This is a genomic window from Staphylococcus sp. FSL W8-0056, from assembly GCF_037963075.1.
Taxonomy (GTDB): domain Bacteria; phylum Bacillota; class Bacilli; order Staphylococcales; family Staphylococcaceae; genus Staphylococcus; species Staphylococcus aureus.
This window is the reverse complement of record NZ_CP150142.1, coordinates 2,159,288-2,181,583: the sequence shown is the minus strand read 5'-3', so window position 1 is coordinate 2,181,583 and position 22,296 is coordinate 2,159,288. Positions and strand designations below refer to the sequence as shown.

The 22,296-nt window shown below is 32.8% G+C and carries 20 protein-coding genes; 14 read left to right on the top strand and 6 right to left on the bottom strand.

Annotated features, from left to right (window positions below):
- Positions 1-8: 8 nt before the first annotated feature.
- Positions 9-1,838 carry an APC family permease gene (locus NSS86_RS11150; protein WP_000483052.1) on the top strand — a complete coding sequence of 610 codons (1,830 nt, stop codon included), beginning with the start codon at positions 9-11 and terminating at the stop codon, positions 1,836-1,838.
- A 140-nt stretch (positions 1,839-1,978) separates the two neighbouring features.
- Here NSS86_RS11150 and NSS86_RS11145 read toward each other — a convergent pair whose 3' ends face one another.
- Entirely contained in the window at positions 1,979-4,057 is a 2,079-nt protein-coding gene (locus NSS86_RS11145; protein ID WP_001185695.1) for a sodium:proton antiporter, read from the bottom strand.
- 137 nt (positions 4,058-4,194) lie between these two features.
- On the bottom strand, positions 4,195-5,604 hold the full coding sequence (locus NSS86_RS11140; protein ID WP_000101538.1) for an amino acid permease: 1,410 nt from the start codon (positions 5,602-5,604) through the stop codon (positions 4,195-4,197).
- A 285-nt stretch (positions 5,605-5,889) separates the two neighbouring features.
- Between NSS86_RS11140 and NSS86_RS11135 the strand changes: the two genes are divergently transcribed.
- The gene (locus NSS86_RS11135) at positions 5,890-6,696 is read left to right on the top strand and encodes a metallophosphoesterase (RefSeq protein ID WP_000690200.1); all 807 of its coding nucleotides are present in this window, start codon (positions 5,890-5,892) and stop codon (positions 6,694-6,696) included.
- Between the two features lie 62 nt (positions 6,697-6,758).
- On the opposite strand, the gene NSS86_RS11130 is transcribed toward NSS86_RS11135, so the two are convergent.
- Positions 6,759-7,415 carry a C39 family peptidase gene (locus NSS86_RS11130; protein WP_001080281.1) on the bottom strand — a complete coding sequence of 219 codons (657 nt, stop codon included), beginning with the start codon at positions 7,413-7,415 and terminating at the stop codon, positions 6,759-6,761.
- 112 nt (positions 7,416-7,527) lie between these two features.
- Here NSS86_RS11130 and NSS86_RS11125 point away from each other — a divergent pair, with 112 nt between their 5' ends.
- Positions 7,528-8,001, top strand: a complete 474-nt coding sequence (locus NSS86_RS11125; RefSeq protein ID WP_000456486.1) for a GyrI-like domain-containing protein — start codon at positions 7,528-7,530, stop codon at positions 7,999-8,001.
- A 122-nt stretch (positions 8,002-8,123) separates the two neighbouring features.
- Here NSS86_RS11125 and NSS86_RS11120 read toward each other — a convergent pair whose 3' ends face one another.
- The 3 genes from NSS86_RS11120 to NSS86_RS11110 all read right to left on the bottom strand — a co-directional run bounded on the left by NSS86_RS11120 (position 8,124) and on the right by NSS86_RS11110 (position 11,378).
- Positions 8,124-9,335, bottom strand: coding sequence for a multidrug effflux MFS transporter (locus NSS86_RS11120; protein ID WP_001192075.1), 1,212 nt, complete (start codon positions 9,333-9,335; stop codon positions 8,124-8,126).
- Positions 9,336-9,516: 181 nt separating this feature from the next.
- A complete protein-coding gene (locus NSS86_RS11115; RefSeq protein WP_000831298.1) occupies positions 9,517-10,176 on the bottom strand; it encodes a membrane protein in 660 nt (219 codons plus the stop codon).
- Between the two features lie 59 nt (positions 10,177-10,235).
- Positions 10,236-11,378: a glycerate kinase gene (locus NSS86_RS11110; RefSeq protein ID WP_001176863.1), complete on the bottom strand. Its 1,143-nt coding sequence runs from the start codon at positions 11,376-11,378 to the stop codon at positions 10,236-10,238.
- A gap of 267 nt (positions 11,379-11,645) precedes the next feature.
- Between NSS86_RS11110 and gtxA the strand changes: the two genes are divergently transcribed.
- The 11 genes from gtxA (at position 11,646) to NSS86_RS11055 (ending at position 22,255) form a co-directional block, all read left to right on the top strand.
- The gene (gene gtxA, locus NSS86_RS11105; protein ID WP_000779360.1) at positions 11,646-12,032 is read left to right on the top strand and encodes a flippase GtxA; all 387 of its coding nucleotides are present in this window, start codon (positions 11,646-11,648) and stop codon (positions 12,030-12,032) included.
- Between the two features lie 133 nt (positions 12,033-12,165).
- Positions 12,166-12,273, top strand: coding sequence for a type I toxin-antitoxin system Fst family toxin (locus NSS86_RS11100; RefSeq protein ID WP_000482652.1), 108 nt, complete (start codon positions 12,166-12,168; stop codon positions 12,271-12,273).
- Between the two features lie 702 nt (positions 12,274-12,975).
- On the top strand, positions 12,976-14,739 hold the full coding sequence (locus NSS86_RS11095) for an ABC transporter ATP-binding protein (protein ID WP_001064825.1): 1,764 nt from the start codon (positions 12,976-12,978) through the stop codon (positions 14,737-14,739).
- A 24-nt stretch (positions 14,740-14,763) separates the two neighbouring features.
- Complete coding sequence (locus tag NSS86_RS11090; protein WP_000486487.1) at positions 14,764-16,497, top strand: ABC transporter ATP-binding protein; 1,734 nt, start codon at positions 14,764-14,766, stop codon at positions 16,495-16,497.
- A gap of 266 nt (positions 16,498-16,763) precedes the next feature.
- Positions 16,764-16,895: a hypothetical protein gene (locus tag NSS86_RS11085; protein WP_223197975.1), complete on the top strand. Its 132-nt coding sequence runs from the start codon at positions 16,764-16,766 to the stop codon at positions 16,893-16,895.
- A 54-nt stretch (positions 16,896-16,949) separates the two neighbouring features.
- Positions 16,950-17,636 (top strand): dethiobiotin synthase, encoded by a 687-nt coding sequence (bioD, locus tag NSS86_RS11080; RefSeq protein WP_001217926.1) that lies wholly within the window; start codon positions 16,950-16,952, stop codon positions 17,634-17,636.
- Positions 17,614-18,972, top strand: coding sequence for an adenosylmethionine--8-amino-7-oxononanoate transaminase (gene bioA, locus NSS86_RS11075; protein WP_001110061.1), 1,359 nt, complete (start codon positions 17,614-17,616; stop codon positions 18,970-18,972). The genes bioD and bioA overlap by 23 nt, the downstream gene beginning before the upstream one ends.
- Before the next feature lies 1 nt (position 18,973).
- Complete coding sequence (gene bioB, locus NSS86_RS11070) at positions 18,974-19,981, top strand: biotin synthase BioB (RefSeq protein WP_001046645.1); 1,008 nt, start codon at positions 18,974-18,976, stop codon at positions 19,979-19,981.
- Positions 19,959-21,074 (top strand): pyridoxal phosphate-dependent aminotransferase family protein, encoded by a 1,116-nt coding sequence (locus NSS86_RS11065; protein ID WP_000971550.1) that lies wholly within the window; start codon positions 19,959-19,961, stop codon positions 21,072-21,074. Before bioB ends, NSS86_RS11065 begins: the two co-directional genes overlap by 23 nt.
- 10 nt (positions 21,075-21,084) lie before the next feature.
- Positions 21,085-21,777 carry a 6-carboxyhexanoate--CoA ligase gene (locus NSS86_RS11060; protein WP_000286875.1) on the top strand — a complete coding sequence of 231 codons (693 nt, stop codon included), beginning with the start codon at positions 21,085-21,087 and terminating at the stop codon, positions 21,775-21,777.
- A gap of 10 nt (positions 21,778-21,787) precedes the next feature.
- Complete coding sequence (locus tag NSS86_RS11055) at positions 21,788-22,255, top strand: QueT transporter family protein (RefSeq protein ID WP_000200956.1); 468 nt, start codon at positions 21,788-21,790, stop codon at positions 22,253-22,255.
- Positions 22,256-22,296 lie beyond the last annotated feature (41 nt).

Below are 22,296 nucleotides of genomic sequence, written 5' to 3'. Positions count from 1 at the left end.
AGGAGATTATGTTCAATCAATTTAAAAGACTTATTATAGGGCAACCTAAAAAAAACAGAGAACTAAAAGACGAAAAGATATCGAAGTTTAAAGGGTTAGCGATTCTTTCGTCGGATGCATTATCTTCAGTGGCTTACGGTCCCGAACAAATACTGATTACATTATCAGTAGTGGGTGCAGTTGCAACTTGGTATACTTTACCGATTGCAGGTGCTGTTCTGATCTTATTAGCTGCTTTAATTATGTCTTATAGGCAAATTATTTATGCATATCCTAAAGGTGGCGGCGCGTATATGGTGTCCAAGACCAATTTAGGAGAAAAATGGGGATTGCTTGCAGGAGGCTCATTATTAGTCGATTACATACTGACTGTCGCTGTTAGTATATCATCTGGTGCTGATGCATTTGTTGCTGCATTCCCAAGTTTATATGGGCATAAAGTACTGATTGCATGTTTACTTGTACTTTTTATTTTAATATTAAATTTACGTGGTTTAACTGAATCTGCCACCGTATTATCCTATCCAGTATATCTTTTCATTATAGGGTTAGTGATATTAATATTTATAGGTACTTTCCGTGTGGCGACAGGAGATATTCAACCACATATGCATGCATCAGTAGGAACTGCGGTTCCTGGAGTAACATTATTCTTGCTATTAAAAGCTTTTTCATCAGGGGCTTCATCATTAACAGGTGTTGAAGCTATTTCAAATGCGGTAACCAATTTTAGAGAACCAAGTGCTAATAATGCTGTAAAAACGTTAATTGCTATGGGTTCAATTTTAGCGTTTTTATTAGTTGGTATCGTTGGTTTAGCATATGTTTATGGAATTATGCCACAAACGGAAACGACAGTTTTATCACAATTAGCTATGCAAATATTTGGTGATAATGCTGCCTTCTATTTTGTACAGGCAACGACCGTGATGATTTTGGTATTAGCAGCCAACACTGGATTTACAGCTTTTCCGATGTTAGCGGCTTCAATGTCTAAAGATAAATATATGCCTAGAATGTTTACTGTTAGAGGTGATCGCTTAGGCTACTCTAACTCAATTATTATTTTAGGTGTATTAGCCATTATTTTAATTATTGTATTTGATGGTATGACTGAAGATTTAATTCCATTGTATGCTGTTGGTGTATTTATTCCATTTACACTAGCACAATTCGGTATGGTTATTAAATGGATTCATGAACGTCCTAAGAATTGGTTAAGTAAGTTGTCTGTGAACTTACTAGGTGGTATCGTGACATTTATTGTTTTTATGATTTTACTCATAACTAAATTTAGCCAAGTATGGCCGATACTTATTTTCTTGCCGTTCGTGGTGATTTTCTTCTTGAAAATTAACAAACATTATCGAGATATCGCAGAACAATTACGTTCTGACATTGATGTTCTTAATGTGGACGTGGTAGATCGTAATTTAGCAATTGTGCCGATAACAAGTATTACAACAGCAGTTGATAAGTCTATTTATTACGCACAAATGCTTGCGAATAATGATGTCATAGCAGTACATGTATCATTTGGAGATGAAGATGAAAAAGCATTCCAAGAGAAATGGAAACGTCATTTCCCAGATGTAAGATTAGTTATTTTACATTCGGAATATCGCAGTATTATACGACCAATTTCACGTTTTATCGATAAGATTAATCGTAAAGCAAACGATCAAAACTATATGATTACAGTAGTGATACCAGAATTTATTACTAAGAAACGTTGGCATAATTTATTACACAATCAAACTAGTTTGCGTATGAAATTGTATTTAATTTATCAAAAGAATGTTAACGTATGTACAATTCCATTTAAACTTAAAAAATAGATTCTATAATCAAATCGGATTGATGAAAGGTTATTTACTTTTCATCAATCCGATTTTTTGATGTTGAATATAAAAACCCCGTACATATGAGATGATAATGACTTTGTCTCATATGTATGGGGGGTATTGTTATGTCTTGCTTAATGTTTGGACTGTAAAGACAAGACAATTTCGTTGTAATTGATATTTTCTCGAATTTGAGCTGCAACGATATTGTTGATTTTATTTTTGCGAATTAATTCATCTAAAAGGTGACGTTGTAAGTACAATGCTTCCAATTTGTGGTTATGGAACATAGCTTGCGGTATGATTTGATTGCTGTTTTCTTGACGTTCTTTTCGACGTTGTGCACGCCACTTTAATGAGCGACTCATATCATAGTAATGATTAATGACTAAGCTAACCTCAAGTACATTTGTACTATTTTGTTCTTCTTTTAAGCGTAAAATAATATTGTGATTCACAATACGCATAATTTTTTGAACATCTTTGAATGAATTTTCAAATTCTTGCTTCTTAGATTCTTTGTTTAAGGCTTTGTAGTGCTTCATCGCTTTAAGTCTAAGCCATAACATCTTGAAGAAGTTTGCAAATTTTTCAACAAATGATGCAGTACGGTGTGTCTCTGTTAATTCGACAATATTGCGGTAATTATTAATATCCTGATACGTTGCCTTACCTTTATCAATTAAACGCTCAAGTGTAGATGTTTCGATTACTTTTGCAATATCTTCTAAACGTTTGAGTTCTTTTGTATTTTGATTATTAGGTTCTGAATTTAATAAAAATAACAATTCTCCATAGTATTGGTTTAATACTGGGCGATAATTTGTATCGTTTTTGTCTTTTTTACTTTCGTTTTTAAAATGCTGTATCACTTTTTGAACAATGAAAATTTTGGCAGATTGATAAGTCATACCTTTAAAAGTAGTATCTTCGGCAGATGGTGTAATTAAAGGTAAAACAATTTGCGCTAAGATTAAACTAATTAATACCATGAAAGATGCAATAAACAATAAATCATTACGGTATTCGAATGCTTGTCCTTTTGTAATGATAAATGGTAATGTAAGTGCCATTGAAAGTGAAATTGTACCGTGAATACCACACATCGTCATAATAAATGCGTAACGCACACGAGAAGGTGGTGTTTCATGTGAATCATGTTCTTCGTCTAGATAAGATTGTATATTTTTCGGGAAATAAAAATCTTTGTACCAGAAATAAACCCAAACAAATCGACATGCATAAATTGCAATAGCGATTAATATAGTGATCACTATTAAAAATGAAAAGTTGTCAGGCTCTGTTTGGAAAATATCTATGACTACAGTAGGAATCATAAAACCTAATACAACAAATACAAAACCATTTAAGGCATAACTAAATGTGTTCCAAATTTGATGGTAATTCATTTGTAGTTCCGTTTGTGCTCTAATTAAACGGTCGCGTTCTAAACCATGGATTAGACCTGCGATTACAACTGCAATGATACCTGAAGCATGAACTTCTTCTGCTAAAAAGTATACGACAAAAGGAGTTAATAATTGAATAAAAGTTAAGGTATTGTTATCTTTTAAACCTTTATTAGCGGTTAAGTCTATACGTATTCTAACGACAACGAATCCAATAATTGCACCAATAAGTACACCTAGTATTGTTGAAATGATAAATTGTTCAACAGCTTGGAATAATGAAAAGGTACCAGTTACTAATGCAGTAACAGCAATTTTAAATGAAATGATACCTGCTGCATCATTGAGTAAAGATTCACCTTCTAAAATCGTCATAGAACCTTTAGGTAATAATTTTCCGCGTGTAATAGCAGATACTGCTACTGCATCAGTAGGACATAAAATTGCTGCTATTGCAAAAGCGGCTGGCATTGGTAAGGCAGGCCAAATCCAATGTATAAAATAGCCAACACCGACTACAGTTGCAAACACTAGTGCCATTGACATTAATAGTATAGGTTTACGATATTCTAATAATTTTGTTCGAGAGACGTGGGTACCTTCTACAAAAAGTAGTGGCGCGATAACGGCAAACATAAACACTTCAGAATTGAATTGGAAATCAACTTGTATTGGAATAATGAAAATAACGACACCTAATGCAATTTGAATAAAGGCAGTAGGAATTTGTGGGAATCGATTATTGATAACCGAACTAATAATCACAGCAAAAATAAAAATTAAAAATGCTTCTAATAGTGCCATACAATACTCCTCAAAATTTTAATAGTTAATATTTTATCACTTTTAAGGCATAATGACATAGATATATTGATAAAATGAAGTTATTTTCAAAAAAACTCTAGTATCGGTTGAACTGATACTAGAGCGAGATGTTTAAATTATTGATTGTCATATCTGAAATGACCGCTGTCATTTTGTCGTTGTTCATACGCGAGCTTTTCAGCATTCGTTTTGTATTTTTTATAAAAGAAAAATAAAAATATAAACCAGAATGGTGAAATATAAATAGCTGCTCTTGTTTCGTCACTAAAGAATAATAAAATGAATACAAAGAAGAAGAACGCTAGAATAATGTAAGCAATAGGCTTACCACCAATCAACTTAAATTTACTGTTTTTATGTGCCTCAGGATGCTTTTTCAAATACATTAGATAAGCGACAATAATCATTGCCCAAACAACTAAAAACAACACAGTTGATAACGTTGTAACGTATATGAATAGTTGAATTGCATTAGGGAAAATGTAGTTTAACAAGGCTGCTATAAGTAATGCAATTGATGAAACTAACATTGATAAATAAGGCACGCCATGACTATTCGTTTTATTTAAAACTTTAGGACCTAACCCTTGTTGTGACAGTCCGAATAAGATACGACTATTCGAATAGATACCACTATTTGTAGCAGAGGCCGCGGCAGTTAGCACGACAAAGTTAACGACGCCTGCTGCAAATGGCACGCCGATTAATGTAAAGAGTTTAACGAAAGGGCTACTATTTGGATCGATATCATTCCAAGGTATGACTGACATAATTACTAATAGACCACCGATATAGAATAATAAAATACGGATAGGTACATTATTAATTGCTTTCGGTAAGGTTTTTTCAGGATCTTTCGTTTCACCAGCAGTTACACCTATAAGTTCAATACCAATGAATGAATATACAGCAATTTGGAATGACATTAGGAAACCAAATGTTCCTCCAGGGAACATGCCGCCGTGACTGATTAAGTTTGTGAATGATGCATGTCCATAATGTGTTTTAAATGAGAAAAAGATTAATACAAGACCAACGATAACCATCGCAATAATTGTGACAACTTTAATAATAGAGAACCAAAACTCCAGTTCACCAAATAATCTGGCACCTAATAAGTTGAAGCTAATCAAGATTAAAACAATAAATAGCACGGTAATCCAATTTGGGACTTGTGGATACCAAAATGCAAAGTATTGTCCCATCGCAGTTAGGTCTGACATACTTGATACAATCCAACATAACCAGTAAGTCCAGCCAATGACAAAGCCACCAAAAGGGCCTAAATATTCATTTGCAATATCAACAAATGAATTAAATCTTGTATTGCTCAACAACAATTCGCCTAATGCGCGCATAAAAGCGAATAGTACAACCCCAATAATCATGTATGTGAATAACAGTGATGGACCAGTTAAAGATATTGTTTGACCTGATCCTAGGAATAACCCAGTTCCAATTGCGCCCCCAATTGCTATCAATTGGATGTGTCTGTTATTCAACTCTCTATGCAATTTTCTTGCCATAATTTTCCTCCTCAGGATAAAGCAAATAAAAAAGTTGTGTGTAAGCGTTTTCTTAATTATAAATACTAAAGAAATCCATTTAATAAAGCAATTATTTTTTTAAATATAAGAAAAAACATTTGATAGGTAAGGGTATGATAACTAAAACTTATCGATTTTTTGAAAAGATATAAGTTTTTATGCAAAAATATAAAATAATCATCTAAATGAAGCAGTTAACTATATATATTAGATAAGCTATGGCATAATAAATAACATTTTAATTTGAGTAAAGAAGGTATGGGTATGAAGATAGGGACAATCGCCGATTTACATATTGATCGTCATAATAAAAAAACATCCGAAGATTACTTAGAGGCATTGGTTGAAATAGTTAAGTATAAGAAATTGGATATATTGTTGATTGCGGGAGATATCTCAAATCATTATCAATTGACGCACCAATTTATAACGCAATTGACAAAACAATTAGATATACCTGTGAAATTTGTTCCTGGAAACCATGATTTATGGGAAGTTGAAAGTATGACTACGCAAGACATTTGGAATAATTATAAGAGCATGTCACAGTGCTTGGTAGGAAAACCATTTATAGTAAATGAAGAATGGGCAATAATAGGACATACAGGTTGGTATGATTATAGCTTTGCAGCACAACGATTTTCATTAGAACATTTACAAAAAGGAAAACATTATGGTGCGACTTGGCAAGATAAAGAACGAATATCTTGGGGCATATCAGATCAAAATTTATCTAAAATAGCGGCTGAACAAGTGAAGAAAGATATATTAGAAGTAGGAAATAGACGAGTGATTTTAGTCACACATGTTGTGACGCACCCTGATTTCATTGTTCCTATGCCACATCGTATATTCGATTTTTATAATGCATTTATTGGGACAAGTGATTTCAATCCTTTGTATGCGATGTTCGATATACCATATAGTATTATGGGCCATGTTCATTTTCGTAAAAGTGTGATGGATGATGGCAGATGTTATCTCTGTCCGTGTCTAGGCTATCCAAGACAATGGCGTTCAGAAGATATTTACCAGGAAATAAATGAGACGATACAAATAATAGAAATTTAAAATGCGCAAACCTGACCCAGTTTGCGCATTTTATGTTTTACACACGCGAGTAATGTGTTTACTTACGTGTGTTTATTTTGTTGTTGATTTTCAATTGTATATGAATGTGGTTGCACATAAATGCATTTTCTTCCTGGTGAATTAAAGCTGTATTCCATTTTCTCTTTACGAATTTTAATAATTTGTTTGCGATTTGGAATGATGGCAGGTAAAACTAGGCCACGACGAATATGACTCCAAAGTGGATCGATATAATAGTAATAGTAATCATCGTACCCAATGAGTAACGTTACGTGAATATTTGAAACTTGTTTCGCTGGCTTGTTATCAAAGCGGAAAACACGTAGTAATGGTTTAGAGCCAAGATTAGTATGGTATATTAACACAGGTTGACCTTGATCGATAATACCTTTAAGATCTTCTAAGGATTTACCAGTGCCGTCTACGATATTAGGATTGTATTTTTGTAAAAATGGTACATATGCTTCTGGAAATATCGTTTGATGATAATTGCCAAGCTTAATGAATAAGTGATGTCCAACATAACCTTTATGTGGATTGTTCGGATGTGTCGGCCAATGTCTCATAATTTCTGTAGCAGGGATATGTTGGTTATTGTATTGCAACATCATGGCTGCGGAAACACCTTCACACCCCATGACCATAGGGATAGGAAATAGCTGACTGATAGGTTTAACTGGTAATATTTTTCGGTTCATAATATAGTCCTCGCATTGATTCAATAAATATTTAATATAATTATATAGCGTCAATGCAAAATGTCCTAAACATATGTTTTACATGAGTGAATAAAATTAATGGAGTGATAAAATGGAATATCAATTACAACAACTTGCGTCGTTAACGTTAGTAGGTATTAAAGAAACGTATGAAAATGGACGACAGGCTCAGCAACATATAGCCGGGTTTTGGCAAAGGTGTTATCAAGAGGGAGTAATTGCGGATTTACAGTTAAAAAATAATGGTGATTTAGCCGGGATACTTGGCTTATGTATACCCGAATTAGACGGTAAGATGTCATATATGATTGCAGTTACCGGAGATAATAGTGCTGATATTGCAAAATATGATGTCATAACATTAGCAAGTTCAAAGTATATGGTATTTGAAGCACAGGGCGCAGTACCTAAAGCAGTTCAACAAAAAATGGAAGAGGTTCATCACTACATACATCAATATCAAGCAAATACGGTAAAATCAGCACCATTTTTTGAGTTGTATCAGGATGGTGATACTACAAGTGAAAAATATATTACAGAAATTTGGATGCCTGTTAAAGGGTGATTGAATAGAAATGTACTTGATATGAAGGCGTAATTTTAGTTGAAGATTGGATTTCATAATTCATAAAGAAGAACCCCGACAAAGATAGATATCTTTGCTAGGGTTCTAATTATGTTGAAGTGTTATGCGACATGTTGCTTTTTAATCATTTTAAAGTAAATGATTTGTAGACTGACTAATAGAATGGCTGTAATGAAGATAATAATCATATATGGTGATGTATTAAATTCGCCTTTTAAGCCAACTAATGGTGCAACAGCGCCACCTAAGATAAATTGGAATAAGCCAAGTAAACTTGATGCGTTACCACTGCCACCTGTTCGTTCTTCCATAGCCATTGTGAAACCAAGTGGTCCAATTGACGTCACAGGACACACATTTAAGAAGAATGCGATGAGTAAGACCCAAAGTGGTAAATGGAATGTAAGTGTCAGGATAATTAAAGCAACACCCACCACTTGTATAATAGTTAAAATGATTAATAATATGTGGCGATGTAATTTTTCTACTAATAAAGCAACGACTTGACTGACAATGATTAAACCTACACCGTTAACAGCAAACATGATACTAAATTGTTGGGGTGTCATATTATACAATTTTTGAGTAATAAATGGCGATGCAGATGAATAACTAAAAAGCATTACATAAGTTAAACCTTGTAATAGCATTGGAATAATAAATGCTGGTTTTTTCAAAAGACTTCCAAAGTCTTTAATGACGCTACTAAAATTCACCTGCTTTAATTCATCTTTAGATGTTTTAGGTAATTGAGAAGCGACGCCAATTAAAATGATGAGTGCCACAATAGTTAAAATTGTGAAAATAGAACGCCATGTTGCTACGGATAAAGCTAATCCACCAGCTAATGGTGCAAGAATAGTGATGATGCCATTTACTACCATTAAAGATGCTAAAAATTTAGCGAGTGCGTTGCCACTAAATTTATCACCAGCAGAGGCTTTGGCAATCACGATGACGCCACCACCAGTTAAACCTTGAATAAATCGTAAAGTTAAGAATAATGGCAATTGATCAACAAACATAGACAAACCTGATACCAAAATGAAAATGATCAAAATGGATACAGCAATCCGTTTGCGACCAAAAGCATCGGATAAAGGTCCAAAGATAAATTGGCCTAGTGCAAGACCAATCATTGTGAATGATAATGTTAATTGAATTTCTGATGTAGTAGAACCAAAATCACCTTGCACTTTAGGTAATGATGGTACGTACATATCTATAGTTAGTGGGCCAAAAGCGGTCATGACGCCTAACGTAATTAGCAATAAAAATGAAAAATGCTTCGTTTTGGTTTTCGTTGATTGCATGATCAGACTCCTTTAAATGATATAATTATATAAATTATATACGTTTTGTGTGTATTTGTATGTAGTTAGAATACAAGTTTATATAAAAAATCCCTATACTCTTAATGCATCATCACGAATAACGTAGTGATACAGATAAAGTATAGGGAATTAATGTTTATCATCAAAGCAGGTGTAATAATTAATTAGCGCCACCATTGTCATCTTTAAATAAGCTTTCTAATTTAGATTTAATACTGTCGAATTTTGTATTAATATCATTTAACATGCTTTCAATTTTACCTTGGCTTGCATTGTTTTTAAGTGCATTATTTGCCTCTGTCAATTTGTTGATTTGGTCTTGATAAAATTGAGTTAGCTTAGAATCAGCTTTGTTTTGTTCTTGCTGCTTCAAGTTGTCGATTTGATTTTGTAAATTTTTAATAATGTCATCAGTTTTTTGGTTGTTTTTAATATTTTCTTTAGCATTATCTACTTGCTGGTTAATTTGGCCGTCTTGATTTTCAACTTGTTTTTTATAATTTTGAGAGACTTTAGGGTCATTACTAACTTTATCGCTATCATTGTTAAGTAAGGCGCGTGTGACAAAAATAGCGACAATAATTAAGAGAATGGCAATAATGATATATAACCATTTTTTTGAACGGCGGGATTTCTCGTTTTCTTCTTCAAGAATTTGTTCTCTTCGATAATCTCTACCATTATAGTATCGTTCCGGGTGTTCTTCAGGATCGCCTTTAGCATATTGTTGTCTATACGATGCGTCTTCAGATTGACGACGATGATTTTGGTTTTGATTGTCGTATTGATATGAATCACGGTATTTATCAGTTCTTTTCATGGGTTTCACCTCATTCAAGTTTTAACTGCAAATAATAAAGCTGATGATTTACTTTGACATTATTGTAATTTCAGAATACGAGCAATGTCAGTTGCAGTGTTTAATAAATTTTGTTCGCTATTTTGTAGGACATCTTCTAAAGTGCTAGGTGAAGAGATTATAGAATAGGCACTATCAATACCGAAATCGTAAACATGTTGATAATTTTCGCCTAGACTGCCACAAATCGCGATGACAGGAATATGATATTGTTTTGCAGCTAACGCAACGCCTACGGGTGTTTTACCAAAGATGGTCTGATAATCCATGCGTCCTTCTCCAGTAATAACGAGGTCTGCATCTTTAATTCTTTGATGAAAATCTGTAATGTCAAAGACGACATCAATACCTTTTGTTAAAGTTGTCTCACAAAACGCTAATAATGCTGCGCCCATACCGCCAGCTGCACCAGAACCTGGTATTTGATTAACGGACTTTCCTGTGCACATTTTTATCTTATCATGATAATGCGACATTGCGAAATCCAACTTTGGTATCATCTTTGCATCAGCGCCTTTTTGAGGACCATAAATATAGGTAGCACCATTTTCACCCAATAAAGGATTTGAAACATCACAGGCCACTTTAAAGGTCACCTCTTTTAATCGCGAATCTAGATTGGTTATATCGATTTGTGCAATGTGAGCAAGATTAGCACCATTCATTTGTAATAAGTCCCCGTTTACATCAGTAAACTTTACGCCTAGTGCACTTAGCATACCTGTACCACCATCATTTGTTGCACTGCCACCAATCCCTAAAATAATGGTCTTAGCACCATGATTTAATGCATCTTTAATTAGTTCACCGGTACCATATGATGATGTGTATAAAGGATTACGTTCCTCTTTTTCTAATAAATCCAAACCTGACGCTGCCGCCATTTCAATAATTGCAATTTGTTGTTCGTCTGCGCGTGCATAACATGCTTCAATAGGTCGCATTAAAGGGTCATTAACGATGACTGTATACTTAGTGGCACCTGTTGCATGCATTAAAGCATCTGTGGTACCTTCACCACCATCAGCCATCGGAATGATATCATAATGAAGGGTATTCCCATAAACATTAGTAAATGCCTGTTTTATAATATTGCCAACTTGCTGTGCGGTCATACTTTCCTTAAATGAGTCAGGAGCGATGACAATTTTTTGTAATTGCATAGTAGACATCCTCTCATTACTGTTGTCGCTCTTATTGTATATAAAATTACTAGTGAACTAAAGTAATCTCTATAGTGCTAATGAGTCACGCGATAAATCAGTTACATTATAATGGCGTATAAGGATGAGAGGAAAGAGACTAAATTTGCTGTGAAAGGGTATAAAGGTTGAAATAAGTAAATTTGAAGTGAAGCGGATTGGCTCGCATATTCGAGTATGTTGGAGAACGTAGCTATGCATATATTTTGATGTTGAGGAGTTACACATATGAAACTAACACAAACGCATGCTGAAATTTTAAAATTTATCATTGTTGGCGGCATTAATACGTTAAATTATTATGTTGTCTATTTATTGCTGTTAAAATTATTACACATTGAATATATGATTAGTCATATTACCGGATTTCTAGTCGCTTTTGTGATTTCGTATTATTTGAATTGTTATTTTGTTTACAGGGTAAAACCTACTTGGAGAAAATTCATTAGTTTTCCAATTACGCAGATTGTCAACGTAAGCTTACAAACAGTTTTATTATATGTTTTTGTATCCTGGCTAAATTTGCCAGCGGAAATTGCGCCATTTGCAGGTTTAGTGATTACGATACCCATCACATTTGTATTATCTAAATGGATTTTAAAAGATAGTAATTAAAGTAGCGTAAACCACTAAAAAACGCTTTACTCGAACTTTAATATTGCGTGAAATATAATAAATAAATGATATAATATAATGGTCGCCTAACATCTCGGGCGTTACTTTAACGCAGAGAGGAGGTGTATGATGGATGTTCAATTTATTAATTAACATCATGACTTCAGCTTTAAGCGGCTGTCTTGTTGCGTTTTTTGCACATTGGTTACGAACGCGCAACAATAAAAAAGGTGACAAATAACCAACACCTAAATAAATCCCCTCACTATGGCAGTAGTGAGGGGATTTGGTGTATTTAGATGTTCAATTTATTATGTAATTAATTATAGCATTGATAAACAAGGTGTGCAATGTATTTTGCAATATTACAATAAATGAATTTAATTATATTAGAATTAAGTATTTCGAAAAATGATTTAATAGTTGAGTCATAGGATCATTAGATAAAGCGAATAATCAATTATAGGGACATTGGGATACAAATCAATGTACTAGACTCTACAAGGCTATACTCAGGGACCCAACATAGAGAATTTGGATCCACAGTTTCTACAGACAATGCAAGTTGGCGGGGCCCCAACACAGTAGCTGGCGGAAAGTCAGCTTACAATAATGTGCAAGTTGGCGGAGCCCCAACATAGAGTTTTACTCATGTATTCCTATTTTTAAGTACATATTAGCTGTGGCTAAGGATAAAGAATCATTACATAATAAATCATTAGTGGCTCTTTATCATTTCTGCCCCATAACCTTGTGAATTTTTAAAAGAAATGTGTCACAAATCCACGCGACATTGATAATCGTTATCAACTAATATATGATGTACTTGTAATAAGTATTAATTTTTAACAAATGACAAATTTATATTATGTATATCATCCAGTGAAATAAATAATATAAGCGGCTTAATTTAGATTATTAATTGAAAGGAGTTGCATATACGATGAACAATCAGACAAATTGGATAAAGATACTCAGCGGATTTGCTTCTGATAGTAAATGGAAAATTATGTTATCAATTTTGTTGTCTATCATCAGTGTCTTTTCTGGATTAGTTCCATATTGGGCAGTCTTTAAAATTATTTTAATGATGATTAACAATGCATATACGATTAATTCGATTATGGTTTATATCTTTATTGCTTTAATCACTTATATTTCACAAGTGTGTTGTTTTGGAGCGTCAACGATGCTATCACATATTACGGCATATGAAATTTTATCTGAAATTCGTAAAAAATTAGCTCAAAAATTAATGCGCCTCCCTTTAGGCGTAGTGGAATCTAAGAAAATAGGTGAATTAAAAAATATATTTGTCGATAAGGTTGAAACAATAGAATTACCTTTAGCACATATGATTCCTGAAGTTATAGGAAACTTACTTTTGTCAGCTGCTATCTTTTTATACATAATGCTCATTGATTGGCGTATGGCTAGTGCCTTATTAGTAACGATACCAATTTCAATTTTCGCTTTTAAAAAAGTTATGTCTGGATTTAATGAGACATATGCTGAACAAATGAAATCAAATAATTATATGAATAGCGCGATTGTAGAGTTTATCGAAGGCATTGAAGTGATTAAAACATTTAATCAATCTCAAAGTTCATATAAAAAATATAAAGATGCAGTAGATAATTATAAGATTCACACTTTGAATTGGTTTAAAAATACATGGGGGTATATGAATTTAGGAGCTAGTGTATTACCTTCAACATTTTTAGGGATTTTACCGGTCGGCATGTATTTGATATCTATCAACCAATTAAACTATGCGGAATTTTTCCTATGCATCGTATTATCTTTAGGTGTAGTAGCACCGATTAAGAATTTTACTAATTATGTAAATCATTTAAAGTCTATACAATACGCATTAACTGAAGTGAATCAAATATTAAGTCTAGAAGAGTTAGTATTGTCAACAAAATTTAAGAAGCCTCAACATTATGAAATTGCTTTTAATAATGTTGGATTTTCATATAACAAAGATAAGGACGATCTGGTCTTTAAGCATTTATCATTTACAGTACCAGAAAATAATTTCACAGCTATCGTCGGGGCTTCTGGTAGCGGTAAGTCAACCATTGCCAAGCTTATATCACGATACTGGGATGTGACTTCAGGTGAAATTACGATTGGCGGTATAAATATAAAAGATATTGAATCGAAACAACTTAACGATTTAGTTGGTTTTGTTGGACAAGATAACTTTTTATTAAATCTTACTTTTAAAGAAAATATTAAACTTGGCAATCCAGAAGCTACGGATGAGGCAGTTGAAAAAGCTGCCAAGTTAGCACAATGTCATGAATTTATTGAAAAGTTGCCAGATGGATATGATACGAATGTTGGTACAGTGGGAGATAAATTGTCTGGTGGTGAAAAACAACGAGTCACTATTGCAAGAATGATATTAAAAGATGCGCCTATCATTGTATTAGATGAAGCGACTGCTTACGTTGATCCAGACAACGAACAAAAAATTCAAGAAGCATTAAATGTGTTGACGCAGGATAAAACATTGATTGTTATTGCACATCGGTTATCTACGATTCAACATGCAGATCAAATTATTGTTTTAGGTAAACAACAAATTTTAGAAAAAGGGTCACATCACTTATTGCTAAAATTAAACGGTAATTATAAGAAAATGTGGGATACGCACATGCATACAAAAGATTGGGGAATCAATACTGGACATAATTAAACTAATGAGAAAAGGAGGTCAAATATGTTTCAAATTACATTTAAAATTTTAAACTGGATAAGACCATATAAAGCAAGAATGATTTTAGGATTTAGCATGTCATTTTTAAATGCTATTTTTATTGCGTTACCTATCTTTTTAGCTGCAAAAATATTTAATAATGTGCTATCTCATAAACCTATTTATATGAAAGATATATTGAATGTTGTAATTATCATGGTTTTATTAGTGATTGGACGATTTATTACAGCATATTTCAAAAGCAAAAGCCATGAGAGCATCGCTTATGAAATGAGTGCGAAAGAACGTTTAGATATAGGGGATAAATTGAAAAATGTAAGGTTAGGTTATTTTAATTCGCATCATTCAAATGAGTTAACAACAATAGTAACAACAGATTTAACATTTCTAGAAAACTTTGCCATGAAAATGGTAGATATTGTTGTTAATGGATACATATTAATTACAGTACTCATATTGTCTCTACTTGTAGTTTCGTGGCAAGTATCATTATTAGCATGCATTGGCGTATTACTATCATTTTTTGCGATTCAATTATTAGAAAGAAAGAGTCGACAAAATGCGCCAGCGTATCATAATGTACAAAACCAATTAGTGGAAAAGGTATTGGAGGTTATTCGTGGTATTCAAGTAATAAAATCATTCGCGAAAGAAAATACGAGTCTTAAAAGTTTTAACCAAGCAGTCAATGAAAGTAAACGTATAAATACAAAAATAGAAATGCAATATATCCCATTCAATTTATTGCATTTACTTAGTTTAAAAGTTGTTTCAATAATGATTGTATTAGTTGCATGCTTATTATATATGAATCATAGTATTGATTTACCTACCCTTATTATGATTTCAATTTTTTCATTTGTGATATTTGATAGTGTTGAAAATATTAATAGTGCTGCACACGTACTTGAAATGATAGATATGACGATAGATGATATTGAAAAGATAAAAAATGCTCCAGAACTGGATGAGAATGGAAAAAATTTGACGATTAAAAATGAAAATATCGCTTTTCAAAACGTGAACTTTTCATATGATGATAAACAAGTGATAAAGAATGTGAATTTTGAGATACCTACACAAACATCAACAGCAATAATTGGACCTTCAGGAAGTGGGAAATCTACATTATGTCACTTACTCTTGCGCTTTTATGATATCGATGATGGAAATATTCGCATCGATGGTGTTGATATTAAAGATATGACATTAAGTACGTTAATGTCGAAAATTAGTGCAGTATTTCAAAAGGTGTATTTATTTAATGATACGATTGAAAATAACATATTGTTTGGCAATCCAGGTGCAACGAAAGAAGAAATTATTCGTGCAGCGAAGCAAGCATGTTGCCACGACTTCATCATGTCATTACCTGAGGGATATCAAACAATGCTAAATGAAAAAGGTAGTAATTTATCTGGCGGAGAAAAGCAAAGGATTTCTATTGCTAGGGCGATATTAAAAGATGCACCAATAATTATTTTAGATGAAGCAACTGCAAGTATTGACCCTGAAAATGAACAGCTGATTCAAACGGCAATTAATGAATTAAGTAAAGGCAAAACAGTAATTACAATTGCACATAAACTTGAAACTATTAAAAATGCAGATCAGATTATAGTGCTCAATGAAGGTGAAATAATTCAAAAAGGTAGTCATGATGAATTAATTCGAAAACCAGGAATGTATCAAGACTTTATAAGAATAAAAAGTAAATCAGCAGGCTGGAAATTATAAATAATAGTTTAATATGGAATCAGAATTTGGAAATAAAAAGGGTGATAGATAATCAACAGCAAAATAAATCCCCTCACTAGGGCAATAGTGAGGGGATTTGGTATATTTAGATGTTCAATTTATTATGTAACTAATTATAGCATTGATGAACAAGGCGCTCAACGTAATATTACAATTAATGGATTGTTTCACAACATGGTAAAGCTAGGATGTCTTTTTGTTAAGAAATAATGCAATTATTAATTTTAACTGACATATTTTAACGAATCGCTGTTTATATCTGCCCAAATTTCGTAAGAAGCCTTAGTCATTTCAATAGCAAGGTCAAAATTTTGCCAAAAATTATAGTTATACTGAGAAGTTTAAATTCATGTTTTCTTGAAAAACATGCGCCTTAAATGTAAACTTATTAATTATAAAAGTTTACATTCGGATTGAGGTGCTTATTTTTTATGAGGATTTTTATTACAAGTACGAATACTGATGTAGGCAAAACCTATGTTACAAAGCATTTATACCATGCTTTGAAAACACGTGGTCATCGTGTTTGTGTTTTTAAACCATTTCAAACTGAGGAACGCCAAGACGGGACATTTCCAGATTTAGAAGTATTTAAAAATGAATGTGATTTAAGCTATGACATAACGTCACTTTATACTTTTAAGCAACCTGTATCACCACACCTTGCATTTAAAATGACAGATCAAATTTTTCTAAATAAGCAGCGTGTATTAGATAAGGTAAAAGTTTTAGATAAGGAATTTGATTTTATCTTAATTGAGGGTGCTGGGGGAATTGCCGTACCAATATATGAAGGTACAGATGATTTCTACATGACTAAAGATCTAATCAATGATTGTGCAGATTGTGTCATCAGTGTGTTGCCATCAAAATTAGGTGCTATTAGCGATGCCGTTGTTCACCAAGATTATGTTAATAAGAATGTATCGGCGAGTAATTTTTTAATAATGAATCGCTATACAGACAGCTATATTGAAAAAGACAATCAAATTACGATTGGAAAATTAACAAATAAAACAGTCTATACATTTGAAGAACATGCCACGTATGAAAATTTCTCAGAAGCATTTTTAAAACAATTAATAGGAGTTAAAAATGAATTACACACAACAACTTAAACAAAAAGACTCAGAATATGTTTGGCATCCATTTACACAAATGGGTGTATATAGCAAAGAAGAAGCAATCATCATTGAAAAAGGAAAGGGTAGTTACCTTTACGATACGAATGGCAATAAATATTTAGATGGTTATGCATCGTTGTGGGTCAATGTGCATGGTCATAATAACAAATACTTGAATAAGGTAATTAAAAAGCAACTCAATAAAATTGCCCATTCTACGCTGCTAGGATCATCAAATATTCCGTCAATAGAACTTGCGGAAAAATTAATCGAAATCACGCCAAGTAATCTAAGAAAAGTATTTTATTCTGATACAGGCAGTGCGTCTGTTGAAATCGCAATAAAGATGGCATATCAGTATTGGAAAAATATTGATAGAGAAAAATATGCCAAGAAAAACAAGTTTATAACGCTAAATCACGGTTATCATGGGGATACGATTGGTGCTGTAAGTGTTGGTGGTATCAAGACCTTTCATAAAATATTTAAAGACTTAATATTTGAGAATATTCAAGTAGAAAGCCCATCTTTCTATCGCAGTAATTACGATACTGAAAATGAAATTATGACAGCTATTTTAACGAATATAGAGCAAATTCTAATTGAAAGAAATGATGAAATCGCAGGGTTTATATTGGAACCGTTGATTCAAGGTGCGACAGGCTTGTTTGTTCATCCTAAAGGCTTTTTGAAAGAAGTCGAGAAATTGTGCAAAAAATACGATGTCTTATTAATTTGTGATGAGGTAGCAGTTGGTTTTGGGAGAACTGGAAAGATGTTTGCATGCAACCATGAAGATGTTCAACCGGATATTATGTGTTTAGGTAAGGCGATTACTGGTGGCTACTTACCACTTGCAGCTACATTGACATCTCAAAAAATATACAATACATTTTTAAGTGATTCGCATGGTGTTAATACCTTTTTCCATGGTCATACATACACCGGAAATCAAATCGTTTGTACGGTTGCATTAGAAAATATAAGACTTTATGAAAAACGTAAGTTATTGTCACATATTGAAACGACATCATCAACACTTGAGAAACAGTTACATGCGCTGAAGCGTCATCGAAATGTTGGTGATGTAAGAGGACGAGGCTTAATGTTTGGAGTTGAATTAGTTACAGATAAAGATAGTAAAACGCCGTTAGAAATTGAAAAAGTTGAACGTATTGTACGTAAATGTAAAGAAAACGGGCTAATGATTAGAAATTTAGAAAATGTCATTACGTTTGTGCCAGTGTTAAGTATGTCAAATAAAGAAGTGAAAACGATGGTACGTATTTTTAAAAAGGCAGTACATAACATTTTAGATAGGAAGTGTTAATATGAATTTGGCTAAACGCATATTACAAGGGGAACAATTAACAAAAGAGACTGTATTGAAAATTTATGAGGATACTAATATTGATACCTTAGATTTATTAAATGAGGCGTACATTTTAAGAAAACATTATTTTGGTAAAAAAGTAAAATTAAACATGATTTTAAATGCTAAAAGTGGTATATGTCCTGAGAATTGTGGGTACTGTGGACAATCACGAGATATTAAACAAAAACAGCGATATGCTTTAATTCCAGAGGAACAAATTATCGATGGAGCAAAGGTGGCACATGATAATCATATTGGAACATATTGTATTGTTATGAGTGGTAGAGGACCGAGCGATAAAGAAGTTGATCATATTAGTAATACTGTAAGAACGATTAAATCTCAACACCCGCAACTAAAAATCTGTGCATGTTTAGGATTAACGAATGACGAACAAGCTAAGAAACTTAAGTCAGCTGGTGTAGACAGATATAACCACAATATTAATACAAGTGAAAATTACCATGATAACGTCGTGACAACGCATAGTTATAAAGATAGAACAGATACGATAGAACTAATGAAAGCGAATAATATATCACCATGTTCTGGCGTGATTTGTGGTATGGGAGAATCTAATCAAGATATTGTTGATATGGCATTTGCTTTAAAAGAAATGGATGCCGACAGTATTCCGATTAATTTTTTGCATCCAATCAAAGGCACAAAGTTTGGAAGCATGGATGATTTAACACCAATGAAATGTTTAAGAATCGTAGCATTATTCCGATTAATCAATCCTACGAAAGAAATTCGTATTGCTGGAGGAAGAGAGGTCAACTTACGTTCGTTACAGCCATTAGCATTAAAAGCGGCGAATTCAATATTTGTCGGTGATTATCTAATTACTGGTGGGCAACCGAACCAATTAGACTACGATATGATTAATGATTTGGGCTTTGAAATTGATTATGACACTTGTGAAAATAAGGAAAACAAGAATGATGTTTCAAGAGCAAATTGATTTATTACAACAGAAAGGGTTATATCGGTCGCTTAAATCGGTAGGGTATATAGATAGACAGTATATTGAAGTAGAAAATAAGAGATGTACGAACTATACATCTAATGATTATTTAGGATTAGGTCAAATAGCGTTTGATAAGGATGATTTCGAAAGATTTATGCGGAAGTATAGTTATCACTTATCAAGTTCAAGATTAATTAGTGGAAGTTCGACAGCTTATGAAGAAATTGAAACAATGTTAGCAGGTTGGCTCGGATATAGTGCATGTACTATCTTAAATAGTGGTTATGATGCTAATTTGGCGTTGTTTAATATTTTCAAAAATACAAATTGTGTCGTGTTTTCAGATCAAGAAAATCATGCGAGTATTATTGACGGTATTAAGTTAAGTGGTTTAGAAAAAGTGATATATAAGCATTTAGATATTGCTGATTTAGAAAAAAGGTTAGAGAAATACCCTAATCAAAATATACCAAAAATAATCATATCTGATAGTGTATTTTCAACGAATGGCGACGTTGTGGATATTGGTCAATTAGTCTCATTAAAGCATAAATATAACGCAACACTGATACTCGATGTTTCACATAGTTTTGGAATAGAGAATTACTCGAATTATCAAGGTGTAGATATACTCACTTCTAGTTTATCTAAAGCATGTGGTGCATACGGGGGTGTGATTTTAAGTTCAAATGATGTGAAGGATATGTTAATTAATCACGGTAGACCACTCATCTACTCAAGTAGTTTGCCAATTTATAATTTGTATTTTATAAAAAGAAACATTGAAAAGTTAATAAATGCTGATGATAGACGCACTAAATTAAATAGTTTGAGTAAATATTTTAACCAAAAGTTAAAAGCACTCAATGTTAATTATAATAGTTCAAACTCGCCGATTAAGTTTATTGAGTTTGATGACATAGAAGCGGCTGAGAACATTCATCAAACATTATTAAAGCATCATGTGTTTACAAGTTATTTAAGGTATCCAACTGTGACTAAGCCAATGTTAAGAATATCATTGTCGTATTTTCATACTGAACAAGATATAGATAGGTTGTTTGAAATTTTGCATCAAGAAGATTGAGGTGATCGTCATGTATAGTATAAAAATGCGTTCTAGCAATCAAGATGTTCATATTAGTGGTGCTGAAACGATTTGTGAGTTTGACAAAATAGAACAGACGGTACAAAGGTTTTATAATAAAGGTTTTTTTCATGAAAATGGGCAACCGGATTTTCTCAATATAAAAATACAAAAAATTATGGAACCGATTCAACAAATAAAAGCATTACAAATTATTGAGGATGATAAAGCAAATCTCCAACATTTAACACAAGAATGTGGTGTCACTGAACAAGCGCTAAATCAAGGGATGACATATATTAAAAATGAAACGGTTTATACAGGAGCTATTATTCTATCTGCTATATCTGGTAAACGTTTAGATTCATTTGGACAAAGGGGGATTAGGGCAACACATTTTTCGTTTGAAGATATAAATAATAAAGGTGATCTTAATGAAAGAGTGACTGATGCCTTAGCAATTGCTAGTTGTATCAATGCGCATCCGTATGTCAAAGGAGAACTTTGCGTGTCCGATGACTTAACGTATACGACAGGTTATTTTGCCGCTGCTAAAATTGGTTACCATCGATTATTTGATATTAAACCAGTTAATACGAGATATGGAGGCAGAATAATATTTGTGGACGATTGTATTGATTTAAATCATTACATATCATTTTTAGAAAGCACACCGAAGCAAGTTGTTTATGAAACGGTATAGGGGTTTTAGTATGACATCAAAAGATATTACTCAAATTAGTGTCATTGCTGCGATTTTAACCATTTTGGCAGTTTTGAAAATACCGTCCATTATACCAGGATTAGATTTTCAATTATCTGCACCGGCAGCATTATTGATATTAGCTTTCTTTGGAATTAAAAAGTACTTTTTAGGTGGGCTTTTATCAAGCGTATTATTACTGATATTTGGCGTATTTAATCCAATTAATGTGATTATTTCTATTATATTTAGAGTTATAGCTATTGCAGTTGTTTATTTATTGAAAATAAATGTACTATCATTAGTTTTATCAAGTGTATTAGGCAGTTTGGTATCTAGGCTACTATTATCTATTATTTTAAATTTACCTGTGTGGGTAGTGTTGTTAAACGCGATTCCAGGCGTAATATTCACTTTAATTGTAGCTATTCCTTTATATCTCACATTGAGAAAAAGAATGGCAGTCTTACTAAGATAATAAATCAAAACACGGTCGTCACAATTACTGTTGGCGACCGT

Excerpts from the sequence above, each read along its gene's own strand:
- NSS86_RS11090 (WP_000486487.1), top strand. The coding sequence starts at position 14,764 with ATGTTTCAAATTACATTTAAAATTTTAAACTGGATAAGACCATATAAA.
- NSS86_RS11140 (WP_000101538.1), bottom strand. The coding sequence starts at position 5,604 with ATGGCAAGAAAATTGCATAGAGAGTTGAATAACAGACACATCCAATTG.
- NSS86_RS11150 (WP_000483052.1), top strand. The coding sequence starts at position 9 with ATGTTCAATCAATTTAAAAGACTTATTATAGGGCAACCTAAAAAAAAC.
- NSS86_RS11135 (WP_000690200.1), top strand. The coding sequence starts at position 5,890 with ATGAAGATAGGGACAATCGCCGATTTACATATTGATCGTCATAATAAA.
- NSS86_RS11065 (WP_000971550.1), top strand. The coding sequence starts at position 19,959 with ATGATGTTTCAAGAGCAAATTGATTTATTACAACAGAAAGGGTTATAT.
- NSS86_RS11055 (WP_000200956.1), top strand. The coding sequence starts at position 21,788 with ATGACATCAAAAGATATTACTCAAATTAGTGTCATTGCTGCGATTTTA.
- NSS86_RS11145 (WP_001185695.1), bottom strand. The coding sequence starts at position 4,057 with ATGGCACTATTAGAAGCATTTTTAATTTTTATTTTTGCTGTGATTATT.
- NSS86_RS11115 (WP_000831298.1), bottom strand. The coding sequence starts at position 10,176 with ATGAAAAGAACTGATAAATACCGTGATTCATATCAATACGACAATCAA.
- NSS86_RS11110 (WP_001176863.1), bottom strand. The coding sequence starts at position 11,378 with ATGCAATTACAAAAAATTGTCATCGCTCCTGACTCATTTAAGGAAAGT.
- NSS86_RS11100 (WP_000482652.1), top strand. The coding sequence starts at position 12,166 with ATGTTCAATTTATTAATTAACATCATGACTTCAGCTTTAAGCGGCTGT.
- NSS86_RS11125 (WP_000456486.1), top strand. The coding sequence starts at position 7,528 with ATGGAATATCAATTACAACAACTTGCGTCGTTAACGTTAGTAGGTATT.
- bioD (WP_001217926.1), top strand. The coding sequence starts at position 16,950 with ATGAGGATTTTTATTACAAGTACGAATACTGATGTAGGCAAAACCTAT.
- NSS86_RS11130 (WP_001080281.1), bottom strand. The coding sequence starts at position 7,415 with ATGAACCGAAAAATATTACCAGTTAAACCTATCAGTCAGCTATTTCCT.
- bioA (WP_001110061.1), top strand. The coding sequence starts at position 17,614 with ATGAATTACACACAACAACTTAAACAAAAAGACTCAGAATATGTTTGG.
- bioB (WP_001046645.1), top strand. The coding sequence starts at position 18,974 with ATGAATTTGGCTAAACGCATATTACAAGGGGAACAATTAACAAAAGAG.
- NSS86_RS11095 (WP_001064825.1), top strand. The coding sequence starts at position 12,976 with ATGAACAATCAGACAAATTGGATAAAGATACTCAGCGGATTTGCTTCT.
- gtxA (WP_000779360.1), top strand. The coding sequence starts at position 11,646 with ATGAAACTAACACAAACGCATGCTGAAATTTTAAAATTTATCATTGTT.
- NSS86_RS11120 (WP_001192075.1), bottom strand. The coding sequence starts at position 9,335 with ATGCAATCAACGAAAACCAAAACGAAGCATTTTTCATTTTTATTGCTA.
- NSS86_RS11060 (WP_000286875.1), top strand. The coding sequence starts at position 21,085 with ATGTATAGTATAAAAATGCGTTCTAGCAATCAAGATGTTCATATTAGT.